Origin of the sequence: Carboxylicivirga agarovorans, assembly GCF_050589845.1 — a bacterium.
GTDB lineage: Bacteria > Bacteroidota > Bacteroidia > Bacteroidales > Marinilabiliaceae > Carboxylicivirga > Carboxylicivirga agarovorans.
Window position 1 is genome coordinate 16,488 of record NZ_JBNGPA010000035.1, and the last position, 14,857, is coordinate 31,344.

The window sequence follows — 14,857 nt, forward strand, 5'->3', positions numbered from 1 at the left end:
GTTTTATTGATATCGTTTTATCAGGTTGATAATAAGTATACCCTAATACAAATTATACGTATATCTGCTATTTTTTTTAAAAAAGCAGATTTAAAGATTTGTATTTAGGCCAGTATTCCTTAATTCCGACGGATTATACCCCATTTTCTTCTTAAACAGTCGACTGAAGTAATGAATGCTTTGAAAGCCCAAATCATAGCTAATTTCTTTTATACTTTGATTGGTCGTTAAAATGAGCTCTTTAGCACGCATTAGTTTTAGTTCAAGATGGTATTGATGTGGCGAAATCCCTGTGTATTTCTTAAACACCTTTCTGAAATAGGCATAACCAACATGATTGTCTTCAGCAAGCTTTTCTAGATCAACTTCACCTTCAGTATGTTTTCGCATGTAAAAGCGGGCCTGCTGAATTAATTTTTCAATCGGTTTGCCCGAAAAGTTGCGTTGTTTTTGCCAGGCAACAATGTAGCCCAATAGTTTTATGATCATTCCCGCGGCTATGTGCTGGTTACCAGGGTCTTCATGTTGTGCTAGTTCGAATATTTTGTAATAGGTATCGATAAAGTCTTCACGTACACCGCAATATATAACTGACTGACCATGAAGTATTTGATTATCCTGTAAAAAATGATTGGCAAATACGCCGTCAAATCCAATGTAATGTTCTGTCCATCCCTGACTTTTAACCGGTTTATAACGATGCCATTCCCCTTTCCGGATAATCATAAGCGAACCGGGTTTTACAACGAATTTACCCCTGGTGTTTTCCAAAATACCTTTCCCTTCTGTGATGTAATTAATTTGATATTCGTTAAGCGTGCGCCCTTGATTCCATGGGTAGTAATAGCCGCTGGGGTGTTCGCGAGATGGATAAATTGTACCAGGAGCAACAGATGATTTACCTGCTACATTCAGAAATAGTCCCCAGCTTTTATCTTCCTCACTTGCTGTAAGGTATTTAAAAAAGTCTTTCATTATTGGTCCAAAAAGTGCAAGTTAAATCCCATTTTGTGCATTGATATGCGTTGTATGCCAAGTTAGTTTTGTGTCGTGCTTATTACAAAATAAGTCAAAAGAATCTACATAGTAACTAACTAAATACAAAACAATGCAAGCATTATTAGGAATTCTCTTTCATTCATTGGGTGGCGCATCATCCGGAAGCTGGTATATGCCATATAACCTGGTTAAAAAGTGGCGTTGGGAAATATATTGGATTGTTGGTGGTCTCTTTTCGTGGTTGATAATGCCATACCTGGCAACGGCCTTAACTTCACCCGGTTGGCAGCAGATTTTATCCGAGACAGACACGTCAACCATCAGCCTTACCTATACCTTAGGTGCCTTATGGGGCATTGGTGGTCTGACTTATGGTTTGGGAATCCGCTATTTGGGAATGTCTTTAGGTAATTCAGTCTTACTTGGTATTACTTCACTGGTAGGCTCTTTGGGTTTGCCACTTCTGCGTAATGTAGGTGGTTTAGGTGAGGTTTTGCCAGCAGGTGATTCCTTTACTGATATGCTTTCATCGACCAGTGGCCAAATTATTTTGTGTGGTATCCTCGTGCTTCTGGTTGGGATTATTTTATGTGGCAAAGCAGGTCTGATGAAAGACAAGGAACTTTCTGATGTAAGAGAAGGTGTTAACAGTGAATTTAAGCTCACTACAGGTTTAATAATAGCTTTAGTTTCAGGTGTTTTAAGTGCTTTCTTCAGTTTTGGTATCGATGCAGGTAAAGAAATGGGTGAAGCCGTACGGGAGATTGCCGTGTCAAATAATTTTTCGTTTGTCAGCGATGGTAAATACCTGTTTGAAAACAATATCATCTTCTTGGTTATTTTATGGGGAGGTCTAACAACTAACCTGATTTGGAGTCTTGTCTTAATTATTAAAAATAAGACAGGTGGAGATTTTGTTGATGCCAAAACACCCTTGTTAAAGAATTACCTGTTTTGTGCATTGGCGGGTACCACCTGGTTTTTACAATTCTTCTTCTATGGAATGGGAGAGACCAAGATTGGCAACGGCGCAAGTTCATGGATTTTGCACATGTCCACCATTATTCTTACCGCTAATTTCTGGGGCTTCTATCGTAAGGAGTGGGCAGGCGTTTCAAAAAAGACCAAAGCTACTATTTACTGGGGCATTGGTTTGATCCTATTATCCGTCATCATTATGGGGATTGCCAAAGCTGATTTTGTGAACTAGTTGGCTGTTAGTTTGAAGTGTATTTATAGAGAAAGAAAACAATATTAAAATGACAAATAAAGAATTAATTACAAAGGCCTACGAATTGGCCAAAGAGCAATATGCTGCTATTGGCGTAGATACGGAAGCGGTTTTAAAGAGAATTAACGAGGTTCAAATCAGTCTTCACTGTTGGCAAACAGATGATGTGTCAGGTACAGAAAATCCTGATGGTCAGCTTTCAGGCGGTATTCAGGCAACAGGCAATTACCCTGGTAAGGCGCGTAATGCTCAGGAAATTATGGCCGACCTGGAAAAGGTAATGTCATTGCTGCCTGGTAAGCAGCGTGTGAACGTACATGCTTTGTATGGTGATTTCTCTGAAGGAATGGTTGATAGAGATGCCATTAGTGTTAAACAGTTTCAGGGGTGGATTGACTGGTGTAAGAAGCAGGGTATTGGTATGGACTTTAATGGTTCGTTCTTCTCACATCCAAAGGCTGACAGTGGTTTTACTTTGTCATCGAAAGATGAAGATGTGCGTCAATTTTGGGTAGAGCACTTAAAGCGTTCTCGAGAAATTGCTGCTGAAATAGGTAAGCAATTGGGAACACCTTGTGTATTGAATACCTGGATACCTGATGGTTCAAAAGATACACCAATTGACCGCAACGGGATGCGTGCTCAGTTAACCAAGTCGCTTGATGAGGGTTTAGCACAAGAGTTTTCAAAGGAACATATGAAGGATGCCATTGAGAGTAAGGTGTTTGGCATCGGTGCTGAGTCCATGACTGTTGGTTCTCACGATTACTATTTGGGATATGCCATTAAAAACAACAAGATGATTTGTCTGGATAATGGGCATTTTCATCCAACCGAAGTAGTTGGAGATAAGATTTCTTCTTGTCTGCAGTTTGTTGATGAGGTATTGCTACACGTTACACGTCCAATCCGCTGGGACTCTGATCATGTAGTAACATTAAATGAAGAAGTGCAATTAATTGCATCTGAGATTGTGCGTAACAATTTTATTGACCGCGTCAATGTGGGGCTTGATTTCTTCGATGCATCCATTAACCGTATTGGTGCATATGTAGTGGGTACGCGAGCAGCACAGAAAGCCTTTATGATTGCCATGTTAGAACCGACTTCTGCACTTGTAGGATACGAAGAAAACGGGCAGAATTTCGAGCGTTTAGCTCTTTTGGAAGAATTAAAAACGAAGCCATTTGGTGCTGTTTGGGATTACTATTGCTTACAGGAAGGCGTGCCTGTTGGCGAAGATATTATTGCTGAGGTACAGGCTTACGAAAAAGAAGTACTTACAAACAGATAAGTTGTGAATGATGATAAAGTGGATGCCTGAAGTTCTCAATGGGTATCCACTTCTTTTATTTAAATCCTATGGAAAACCTTAATCAGTTAATAGAAATATCCCGTCAGTTTGGGACTAATCCCGACTATATTATCGCGGGAGGTGGTAACAGCTCCTATAAAGATGATGAAAGGATGTGGGTTAAAGCCAGTGGCACCTCAATGGGTGTTATCGACAAAGACGGTTTTGTTTGTCTGGACCGACATAAGATGAAAGTCATATCGGAGCGTCATTATAGTGCTAATCCCAGTCAGAGAGAAGAAGAAGTGAAGCAGGATCTGCATAATGCCATTTTGTACCCTGAAGGAAAGCGACCTTCGGTGGAAGCTTCCATGCATGAAATTATTCCTTTTGCATATGTCATGCATACTCATCCGACTTTAGTTAACGGTGTTTTGTGCGCGCAGAACTCCAGACAAGTTATTCAGGAGCTGTTTGGCGATGATGTGGTCTATTTGCCCTATACTGATCCGGGCTATGTACTGTTTAAAGATGTAGAGGAGGCACTTAATGTCTTTAGAAACGAAAAAGGGAAGGATGCACAAATTATCTTCCTCGAGAACCATGGTGTTTTTGTTAGAGCAGATAGCTGCGAGGAGGTAAAGAATATTTATAAGTTGATTGAAGAAAAGATTAACGGCGCACTCTTAAGTGCCTTAAATGCAGAAAACAATAATGAGGTTTCTGAATTAGAGACTTTAGCAGAATCACTTTCTAAAGTTATAGGTGGAGAAGTTCAGCACTTTGTTTGCGACCAAAGCCTTTTATCACGTTCTTTTGTAGAGAATGAATCTACCTTTCCTCCTGTTTCTATTCCCTTTACACCTGATAACATTGTCTATTGCAAGTCAAAATATTTGTACCTGTCCAATGGTGATAATTATGAGGATAGAGTGAGAGATTTCACCGCTCGCTTTGACTATGCACCAAAGTTAATTGCCATTGAGGGCAAAGGACTAATAGCTCTTGAAGAGAGTCAGAAGTCTGCACAAATTGTGATGGATGTGTTTAAAGATATGATGAAGGTAGCCCGATTAACAGAATCATTCGGTGGGGCTCGGCCAATGACACCCGAGCAGATTGAATTTATTGATAACTGGGAGGTGGAGAACTATCGTCGTCAAATGTCGAAACAAAGCTAAGTGATGGAAAAACAAAATGTAATCGCCGTATTTGACATTGGTAAAACCAATAAAAAGCTACTTCTGTTTGATGAACAGATGAAGGTGGTTGAGCAAAGAGAAGATAAATTCCCTACAACGACCGATGAAGATGGTTTTGAGTGTGATGATATTGAGATAATTGAACAATGGCTAATGTTCAGTATTAAGAATCTTCTTAAAGAAGGAAAATACAGTGTTAAAGCACTTAATTTTTCGACTTATGGAGCTTCATTGGCCTTCCTAAACAAAGAAGGAGAGCGACTCACACCCATTTATAATTATCTGAAGGAGATTGATACATCTATTCAAGATAAATTATTTGAACGCTATGGGGGAGAATCTGAGTTTTGCCGCCAAACAGCCAGTCCCGCACTGGGTTTGATGTTAAATTCCGGTATTCAATTACTATGGTTTAAACAAAAATATCCTGAGTTGGCTAAGGAGGTAGAGGCGGTATTGCATTTTCCGCAATACCTGTCTTACCTCTTTACCAACAAAATAAGCTCTGAGCCCACTTCTATTGGTTGTCATACGTTTATGTGGGACTTTGATAATATGCAATATCATCGCTGGGTAAAAGATGAAGGGCTAAAGCTTCCTGAGCCTGTTAATAATGATACGGTTTATCCTGCTATTGTTAAAGGTAAAGAAATAAAAACGGGTGTAGGTATTCACGATAGTTCAGCCTCACTGGTTCCTTATATTGATAATTCCAAAGATAAATTCATTTTGGTTTCCACAGGTACCTGGTGTATAAGTATGAATCCATATAATGATGAGCCATTAACAAGTGAACAGTTAATGAGTGATTGCTTGTGTTTCCTCACTCCCCAAAAACAGCAGGTTAAATCATCGCGTTTGTTTATGGGGTATTTCCACGAGAAATTAGTTGAGAAGCTAAATGTTCACTTTGGTGCTGACGCGGATTATTTCAAAACAATTCCTTATCAGCCTGAACTTATTCAGTTGCTTAAAAATAAATATCAAGATGCAAAATGCTTCTTTCCATTAGGAATAAAAGGATTTGATGAAGGCATCAATGAGATTGATTTATCCGGGTTTAAGGATTTTGATGAAGCTTATACACAAATGGTAATTGAATTAACCAGTCTGTGTATTGAGTCCATCGCCTTAATCATACCAGAAAATGATGAAACAGAAGTACTATATGTGTCAGGCGGATTTGCCCGAAATCCAATCTATATAAAGCTATTAGCTGATCATTTTTCGAGTAAAAAGGTGTTTACTTCAGAAATAGATAATGCCAGTGCCTTAGGTGCGGCATTGGTAATTGCAGATCAACTGGATGGCTTTGATAAAACAAAAATACAGCTGACATAAAAATAGTAAATCACAAAAGGGTGAACTAGACAAGAAAAACAAAAACTAATGAACGTTTCAAGAAAAATTTATTTGCCTCCTTTGAGCATTGTGGGGCCGGAATCATTAAAAGAATTAGAAGAGGAATTTAGATCAAGAGGATTTAAAAAAGCGTTATTGGTAACAGACAATATTTTGCTTGAAATAGGCCTGGTTGAAGAAGTGGAAAAAATACTTAAAGTAGCTGGACTGGACTATGTTATTTTTAGTGATGTAGATCAAAATCCAACAGTCAGGAATGTGGATAATGGTTTGGCTGTTCTTAAGAATAATGCTTGTGATTGTATCATTACATTAGGAGGTGGTTCACCTCAGGATTGTGGTAAAGCAATTGGTATATTAGCAAGCAATGGTGGGGCTATCGAGGACTACGAGGGTATTCATATTTCTAAAAAGAAATCATTACCAATTATCGCAATTAATACCACCGCAGGCACGGCCAGTGAAATAACCATTAATTATGTTATTACAGATGAAAAGCGTAAAGTAAAGATGGTAATGGTAGATAAAAACTGTTTGGTCGATATTGCTGTCAATGACCCACTGTTAATGTTGAATAAACCTGCCGCATTAACTGCTGCAACCGGTATGGATGCATTAACACATGCCATTGAAGCCTATGTGACTGCAGGTGCCTACGAATGGTCTGATGCACTTGCTATTAAAGCCATTAAATTGATTGGAGAAAGTCTGCGCGATGCAGTTAAGGATGGTAAGAATGTTGAAGCACGCAGTAAAATGGCATGGGGACAGTTTATTGCCGGGCAGGCATTTTCGAATTGTGGTCTTGGTTACGTGCATTCAATGGCACACCAGCTGGGCGGCTTTTATAATTTACCTCATGGTGTTTGCAATGCCGTTTTACTTCCTTATGTAGAAGAATTTAATGCCGATGTTTGTGGCGAAAAATTTAGAGACATTGCAGAAGCATTAGGAGAAGATACCACCGGTATGACTACTGAGGAGGCTAACAAAGCAGCTATTAATGCCATTAAAAAGCTTTCTGATGATGTAGGTATCCCTGGTGGATTAAAAGAGCTAGGAGTAGATGAAAAAGATATCGAACTGATGTCTAAAAATGCCTTGTTAGACGTTTGTGCAGGAGGTAATCCTAAAAACATGACTCTGGAAGATACGATTAGTATTTATAAAGCGGCTTTATAGAATAATCTGGATTTTATTTTAATAGTTACAATGAAGCAATTAGATGTAAAAATGATGCACCCCAAGGTGCAGATTACAAAGGTGATCAGTAGAATATATAAAAATGGAATGACGACCACCTCAGGAGGTAACATATCCATTAAGGATGAGAATGGAGATATATGGGTCACGCCTTCTGCTATAGATAAGGGTACATTGACTGAAAAGGATATTATTTGTGTGAAAAAGGATGGAACCATAATTGGTAATCACAAACCTTCATCTGAGTTTCCTTTTCATAAAGCCATTTACGATGTTCGTCCTGAGATTAAGGCAGTGATTCATGCGCATCCACCGGCATTAGTGTCATTCAGTATCGTCAGGGATATTCCTGATACCAATGTCATTCCTCAAGCCAAAGAAATCTGCGGTTCTATTGGTTATGCCCCATACGGAATGCCGGGTAGTGAGGAGTTGGGCGAAAAAATTGCTGCGCAGTTTAAAGGAAGTAACAACATGGCCGTTATCATGGAGAACCACGGCACTGTTTTGGGAGGTTCGGATTTGCTGGATGCATATACGCGATTTGAGACTTTGGAGTTTTGCGCCCGTACTATCATAAATGCTAAAACGATTGGTGAGCCGGTTTACTTGACAGATGCGCAAATAGAAAAATTTGAATCGCAAGTTCCCCATGATATTGCTAGAAATGAGGATGTATCATATCAATCGGATGAACGTGAAATACGTCAGGAGATATGTAATATTGTTCGTCGGGCTTGTGATCAGGGACTAATGATCAGTTCATACGGAACCGTTTCAGTACGATGGAAAGATAATGACTTTCTGATTACACCTCCTCATGTGGCCCGTTGGGATATTATGCCGGAGGATATAGTTCAGATACAAGGAGGAAAAGCTGAGCCGGAAAAAACGCCAAGTCGATCGGCAGCTCTTCATCAAAAGATCTATGAGTTAAATCCTCATATTAACTCTATTATATTAACACAGCCACCTTACCTGATGGCCTATGGTACAACAGGTGTGAAGTTTGATGTACGAACCATTCCTGAGAGTTGGATTTTTCTACAAGATGTTCCTTGTTTGCCATTTGGTGTTCATTTCAAAGGAGATAAAACCATACCTGAATTGTTAAGTGAATCGGTGCCTTCTGTTTTGATTGCGAATGATTCTTTCTTGGTGACTGGTGATAAACTGTTGCAAACCTTCGACCGCCTTGAAGTTGCAGAATTCAGTGCCAAGTCATTGGTGATGGGTGCTCCATTGGGTAAACTATTCCCCATTAATGATGAACAGGTTGAGGCATTACGAGAGAAGTTTTTAGGGTGATTTATTATTGGATTACAGTTTAGGGTGTAATTTGCAATGGAAGAAGATTTTAAATTGATATTCTAGATTTTTATTTATGATGAAATGAAAGGCAAGATCTATATTATAAAGGAGCTACCTACAAAATTAATGCAATCATTTTGGCTTATTTAATATGAATGAAGGAGAAGAGAGTTAGAAAGCTGTCTTCTCCTATTCCTTAAAAAGTTCCGTACAAACCATAATCCGTTGTATTACAAAATACCTGACTGTAAAAGTAAAAACCTTCTTTGTTGGTTTCCATTTTTCGGTCTAGTCGTAAAATGGGATGTCCGGGTTTTACATTAAAGTATTTCTGAAGTTTTTCATCAGCGGTAATGGCCATTAATTTTTGTTCGCCTCCCAACACCTCAATTTGGTAGGCAGTTCGCATAATTTCAAAGAGGGAGCGATTCTCGAAATTCCGGTTGGTAAAACGTGGCAAATTAATATTAGGAATCAGTGTAATGTCATAAAAAATTGGCTGTTTGTTCATAATGCGTAATCGCTCCAATTGGTAACAACCCACTTGTTTTTCAAAGTCGTGGAGTGGAAAATCAAAAGCCCTCTCACACTGAATTAAAATTGGCTTTACAACCAGTTTAGTCTCCAAATTATCTTTGCCAATAGCCGATGTGGTGCCCGATAATGATAAAATACCTACGCCCTGGGGTTGCCCTTGTACAATACTGCCTTTTCCCTGCTTTTTTCTGATGTACCCTTCGTGTACTAACCTGTCCAGTGCTTTTCTGACTGTTGGCCGTGTCACCTGGTGGGCGGTGCATAGTTCATTTTCCGACGGAAGAATATCGCCTTTGTTATACAGCCCATCAGTAATGTGTTTGCGAAGTTGCTCGTATAATTTTTTATAAGGAGGTAGTTCGTTGTTTCTAGTCATGCTTAAGATTTGTTGTAAAGATAAGTAGTTTTAAATGTATATACAAGTAGCTTGTAAAGGGTATTAAAAATAAGATAATGAAGCTTTTAATATATTTTCATTAATTAACTTGTATACACAAGTGCTTGTAGTTAGTTTTGTTTTAAACAAAAACGAATCATGGCTAACGCAATCATTATGCCCCGACAAGGGCAATCCGTAGAATCCTGCATATTTACCGACTGGTATAAACAAGTGGGAGATGAAATAAAGAAAGGAGATATACTATTTGCTTACGAAACCGATAAAGCATCTTTTGAGCAGGAAGCTGAAGAAGATGGTGTTTTATTGGCCACCTTTTGTGAGGCGGGAGATGAAATTCCCGTTCTTCAGAATATTGGTGTGATAGGATTGGCAGGGGAGGATATCAGCTCGTTCCAGAGTGGAGGTGCCACTGAAGAAGTGGTAGGAGCCACAAAAGAAGTTGTTGAGGAGAAAAAAGAGGAGACTCAACAAGAAGTTGTACTCAAAGATCGTGATGAGGATGAAAAAATTAAGATTTCGCCTCGAGCCAGAAAATTAGCCAATGTAGAAGTAGTGCCTTATGAGAAAATAGAAGGTTCAGGTCCTGAAGGTCGCATCATTGTGCGTGACATTGAAGCGTATTTAGCTTCCACTCCAAAAACAACACCTTTGGCAAAGCAGGTGATGAAGGAAGAAGGGCTTCAGGTAAGTTCAAATGGCAGTGGATTAGATGGAATGGTAAAAGCAACTGATTTATCTGTTAACCCTGTTTACTCCAATGATTTTGAGATTAAGAAATTACCAAATATTCGTAAGCTAATTGCCAAGGCAATGCATGCGTCATTGCAAAATTCTGCACAGCTAACACACCATTTGGGGGCTGATGCTCGTCGTTTACTCGAACTGCGAAAACAAGTGAAAGCAACAGAGGGTGTACCAAATATTACCATCAACGATATGGTGTGTTTTGCAGTTGTTAAGGCATTAAAACAGTTTCCGGATGCCAATGCGCACTTTTTGGGCGATAGCGTTAAGTACTTTAATAAGGTGCATTTAGGTTTGGCGGTAGATACGGACCGTGGTCTGATGGTGCCTGTTATTAAAAATGCCGATGATTTGTCAATTAGCGGCTTGTCCAATCAGTTTAAAGAGGTGGCTGAGTCTTGCCGTCAGGGAAGTATCGACCCTGAATTATTGTCTTCCGAAGCAGCTTCGTTCACCGTGTCAAACCTTGGTAATTATGGCGTTGAAATGTTTACACCGGTGATCAACTTACCACAGGTGGCCATTTTAGGAGTGAATACCATTGTGCCTCGTCCGGCCGATTTAGGCGGAGGTTCCTATGGTTTTGTGCCTTATATGGGCTTGAGTTTAACATACGATCACCAGGCGTTGGACGGCGGACTGGCAACACGTTTCTTAAAACAAATTGCCATTGAAATTGAGAACCTTTCAATCGACTTTTAGGCTATGGAAAAGAACTATGATTTAGCAATAATAGGTGGCGGGCCAGCTGGTTATGTGGCTGCTGAGCGTGCCGGAGCCAAAGGTCTTAAGGTAGTGCTTTTTGAGAAGAAAGAGTTAGGAGGCGTGTGTCTCAATGAAGGTTGTATGCCAACTAAAACTTTACTGTATAGTGCCAAACTGTACGATAACGCCAAAGCAGGTAATAAGTATGGCGTTGAAGCCAACGACTTGTCATACAGTTTTGATAAGATGATGGCTCGCAAGAAGAAAGTAGTGAAGAAACTCGTCGGAGGCGTTGGTGCCAAGATGAAACAATTTAAGGTGGAGGTTATGAATGAGTCTGCCTTTATAAAAGGACGTACCCAACGGGGTATTGAATTAGCATTTCAAGAAGGAACGATACTGGCTTCGAACCTGTTAATTTGCACAGGTTCTGAAGCTTTTATCCCACCAATTCCAGGTGTTGAAGATAATGATGCCATCATGACAAATCGCGAGATTCTGGCTTTGAAGGAGCAGCCAAAAGAGTTAGTGATTATTGGAGGTGGAGTTATTGGAATGGAATTCGCTAGTTTCTTCAATAGCCTGGGTACAAAAGTAACCATTGTGGAAATGATGGATGAAATACTCACTGGGATGGATGTGGAACAAAGCGCTATGTTGCGTCAGATGTATGCCAAAAAAGGTATTGTGTTTAACCTTTCATCCAGAGTAACAAAAGTTGAAGGAACATCGGTCACTTTCGAAAGAGATGGTCAGTCTCAAACCATACAGGGAGATAAGGTATTGATGAGTGTTGGTCGTAAGCCGGTGACTTCTGGTTTCGGACTTGAAAACCTGGGCGTAGAGCTACACAAAGGTGGTATCAAGGTCGATGAGAAGATGCGTACTAATATCCCCAATGTATATGCAGCAGGTGATGTTACCGGATTTTCCTTATTAGCCCATACTGCTAGTCGAGAAGGAGAAGTAGTGGTGAATAATCTCAACGGTGGTAATGATCAGATGCGCTACAATGCCATACCAGGTGTTGTGTATACTAATCCAGAATTATCAGGGGTTGGGCTCACTGAAGATGCGGCCAAAGCAAAAGGAATTGAAGTCAAAGTAGCTCAACTGCCTATGGCCTATGCCGGACGCTTTATCGCCGAGAACGAAGGTGGCTCGGGGATGTGCAAAGTGTTGGTTGGAGCTAAATGCGGCGAAGTGCTTGGTGTGCACATGATTGGTAATCCATCCAGCGAAATGATCTACGGTGCCTGCATGGCCATCGAAAATGAAATGACATTGAAAGAAATGGAGCAAGTGGTGTTTCCGCACCCAACCATCTCCGAAATATTCAGGGAAACAGTATTCGCTCATTCCCATTAATCTCAGTTGCTAATTTTTAAAGTTTAGAAAAATGCCAAAGTCACAATTTATAGACCCAACGAAGGTCCGTCAAGCAAGTAAAATTGAATTCAAAGATATTCCGGTGAATCAATACGACAGAAGTGTTGAAGAGGAAAAAGTGAACTTCTCGAAAGAGCAATTCATAGGTATCTATCACGATATGGTTTTGATTCGTGAGTTCGAAACCATGTTGAATGAGATTAAAGTAAAAGGCGAATACCAGGGAATAGGTTATAACCACCCGGGGCCGGCTCACTTATCGATTGGACAAGAGTCAGCTGCTGTAGGTATGGCTTATCATCTCGATGAGCAGGATTTTATCTTTGGATCACACCGCTCACATGGTGAGATTTTAGCAAAAGGCATGTCGGCCATTCATAAAATGGATGACGATACCTTAATGGATGTGATGAAGAATTTCTTTGATGGCACCATCTTAAAGATTGTGTCGGAGAATCACCAGGGTGATTTAAAATCATTGGCTCGCCGCTTCTTAGTGTATGGTACCTTGGCCGAGGTTTTTGCTCGCGAGACTGGATTTAACAAAGGATTAGGTGGTTCTATGCACGCTTTTTTCACGCCATTTGGAGTTTATCCTAACAATGCCATTGTTGGCGGTTCGGGCGATATTGCTGTTGGTGCGGCTTTATTCAAGAAGGTTAATCAGAAAGAAGGAGTGGTGGTTGCCAATATTGGTGATGCTTCCATGGCCTGTGGTCCGGTATGGGAAGGACTGGCCTTTGCTTCGATGGACCAGTTTGAGCAATTGTGGGAAGGTGCTTACAAAGGTGGTCTGCCTATCATCTTCAACATCATGAATAACCAGTACGGTATGGGCGGCCAGACATGTGGTGAGACCATGGGTTATGACATAGCTGCACGTATTGGTGCCGGTGTTAACCGCGACAGCATGCATGCCGAGCAGGTTGATGGCTATAATCCATTGGCTGTTATTGATGCTTATCAACGTAAGCTCGAATTATTAAAAGACAAAAAGGGACCGGTATTGCTAGATGTGCTGACCTATCGTTATAGTGGCCACTCGCCATCTGATGCTTCATCCTACCGCAGTAAAGAAGAAGTTGAGGCCTGGGAGAAGCAGGATTGTATTGCATCCTATGGTGCAGAGTTGGTACAAGCCGGAGTGGTGGCTCAGGATGAGCTGGATGCCATCAAAGCCGATGTAACCGAATTGATGAAATATTCGATGACCTTGGCCATCGATGAAAAGGTGTCACCACGCATGGATTTAGTGAAGCACCCAGAGTTGATAGGTGAGATGATGTTCTCAGAGGGCAGTGAAGATAAGATGGAAGACCGTCCGGTGGAGGTGAATCACCCGATGGAAGAGAATCCGCGTGTGAAGCAGATTGCCAAGAAAGAACGTTTCGCCTTTGATGCCAATGGAAAGCCCTTCTCTAAAATTAAGCAATACCAATTGCGTGATGGTTTGTTCGAAGCCATTGTCGACCGATTCTATAAAGACCCGACTTTGATAGCTTATGGCGAAGAAAACCGTGACTGGGGTGGCGCTTTTGCTGTATATCGTGGCTTAACAGAGGCCTTGCCTTATCAGCGCCTATTTAACTCGCCTATCTCGGAAGCGTCCATTATTGGAACAGCTATTGGTTATGCCATGTGTGGTGGTCGTGTGATTCCGGAGATTATGTATTGCGATTTCTTAGGGCGTTGCGGGGATGAGGTGTTTAACCAATTACCGAAGTGGCAGGCCATGTCGGGTAATGTCATTAAAATGCCGGTGGTAATCCGTGTATCAGTCGGTTCTAAATACGGTGCGCAGCACTCACAGGATTGGTCATCATTAGTAGCGCACATTCCTGGCTTAAAGGTATGTTTCCCGGCTACGCCATATGATGCTAAAGGGTTGATGAATACCGCCCTTCAGGGAACCGACCCGGTGATTTTCTTCGAGAGTCAGCGTATTTATGATATCGGCGAGCAATTCCATAAAGACGGAGTGCCAGAGGACTATTACGAAATTCCTTTTGGTGAGCCGGATGTGAAAAAAGAAGGTAAAGATTTTACGATATTATCCATCGGTGCTACTGTTTACCGTGCACTTGAGGCAGCCAAAGAGCTGGAAGAGAAATATGGCATGTCGGCCGAGGTGATTGATGCCCGCTCCATTGTGCCGTTCAACTACGAACCGGTTATTGAGAGCCTGAAAAAGACAGGTCGGATCTTATTAACCAGTGATGCTAACGAGCGTGGTTCATTCTTAAAAGACATGGCACAGCGCATTACCGAGCTGGCCTTTGATGAATTGGATGCGCCACCTGTAGTAGTTGGTTCACGCAACTGGATAACACCTGCCTATGAGTTGGAAGATTATTTCTTCCCAACCAAAGACTGGATGATTGATGCCATTCATGAGAAGATTGTTCCTTTAAAAGGCCATAGTGTAGCTAATAACTTTACCAATGCAGAGATGATTCGTCGCTCTAAATTAGGAATCTAAA

General features: G+C 40.8%; 11 protein-coding genes. 9 read left to right on the forward strand and 2 right to left on the reverse strand.

What is annotated here, in order from left to right:
* Nucleotides 1-90: 90 nt before the first annotated feature.
* A complete protein-coding gene (locus tag ACRD69_RS21380; protein ID WP_430817185.1) occupies nucleotides 91-975 on the reverse strand; it encodes an AraC family transcriptional regulator in 885 nt (294 codons plus the stop codon).
* 133 nt (nucleotides 976-1,108) lie between these two features.
* Here ACRD69_RS21380 and ACRD69_RS21385 point away from each other — a divergent pair, with 133 nt between their 5' ends.
* The 6 genes from ACRD69_RS21385 (at nucleotide 1,109) to ACRD69_RS21410 (ending at nucleotide 8,599) form a co-directional block, all read left to right on the forward strand.
* Entirely contained in the window at nucleotides 1,109-2,209 is a 1,101-nt protein-coding gene (locus ACRD69_RS21385; protein WP_430817186.1) for an L-rhamnose/proton symporter RhaT, read from the forward strand.
* Between the two features lie 49 nt (nucleotides 2,210-2,258).
* Nucleotides 2,259-3,524, forward strand: coding sequence for an L-rhamnose isomerase (locus tag ACRD69_RS21390; protein ID WP_430817187.1), 1,266 nt, complete (start codon nucleotides 2,259-2,261; stop codon nucleotides 3,522-3,524).
* Nucleotides 3,525-3,592: 68 nt separating this feature from the next.
* A complete protein-coding gene (locus ACRD69_RS21395) occupies nucleotides 3,593-4,705 on the forward strand; it encodes a class II aldolase/adducin family protein (protein ID WP_430817188.1) in 1,113 nt (370 codons plus the stop codon).
* Nucleotides 4,706-4,708: 3 nt separating this feature from the next.
* Nucleotides 4,709-6,067: an FGGY-family carbohydrate kinase gene (locus ACRD69_RS21400; protein ID WP_430817189.1), complete on the forward strand. Its 1,359-nt coding sequence runs from the start codon at nucleotides 4,709-4,711 to the stop codon at nucleotides 6,065-6,067.
* Nucleotides 6,068-6,115: 48 nt separating this feature from the next.
* Entirely contained in the window at nucleotides 6,116-7,270 is a 1,155-nt protein-coding gene (locus tag ACRD69_RS21405; RefSeq protein WP_430817190.1) for an iron-containing alcohol dehydrogenase, read from the forward strand.
* A 30-nt stretch (nucleotides 7,271-7,300) separates the two neighbouring features.
* Entirely contained in the window at nucleotides 7,301-8,599 is a 1,299-nt protein-coding gene (locus tag ACRD69_RS21410) for a class II aldolase/adducin family protein (RefSeq protein ID WP_430817191.1), read from the forward strand.
* 199 nt (nucleotides 8,600-8,798) lie between these two features.
* On the opposite strand, the gene ACRD69_RS21415 is transcribed toward ACRD69_RS21410, so the two are convergent.
* Nucleotides 8,799-9,515, reverse strand: a complete 717-nt coding sequence (locus ACRD69_RS21415; RefSeq protein ID WP_430817192.1) for a GntR family transcriptional regulator — start codon at nucleotides 9,513-9,515, stop codon at nucleotides 8,799-8,801.
* 159 nt (nucleotides 9,516-9,674) lie between these two features.
* Between ACRD69_RS21415 and ACRD69_RS21420 the strand changes: the two genes are divergently transcribed.
* The 3 genes from ACRD69_RS21420 to ACRD69_RS21430 are packed head-to-tail and all read left to right on the forward strand — an operon-like array spanning nucleotide 9,675 to nucleotide 14,856.
* The gene (locus ACRD69_RS21420) at nucleotides 9,675-10,985 is read left to right on the forward strand and encodes a dihydrolipoamide acetyltransferase family protein (protein WP_430817193.1); all 1,311 of its coding nucleotides are present in this window, start codon (nucleotides 9,675-9,677) and stop codon (nucleotides 10,983-10,985) included.
* A gap of 3 nt (nucleotides 10,986-10,988) precedes the next feature.
* The gene (lpdA, locus tag ACRD69_RS21425) at nucleotides 10,989-12,356 is read left to right on the forward strand and encodes a dihydrolipoyl dehydrogenase (protein ID WP_430817194.1); all 1,368 of its coding nucleotides are present in this window, start codon (nucleotides 10,989-10,991) and stop codon (nucleotides 12,354-12,356) included.
* A gap of 31 nt (nucleotides 12,357-12,387) precedes the next feature.
* A complete protein-coding gene (locus tag ACRD69_RS21430; RefSeq protein ID WP_430817195.1) occupies nucleotides 12,388-14,856 on the forward strand; it encodes an alpha-ketoacid dehydrogenase subunit alpha/beta in 2,469 nt (822 codons plus the stop codon).
* Nucleotide 14,857 lies beyond the last annotated feature (1 nt).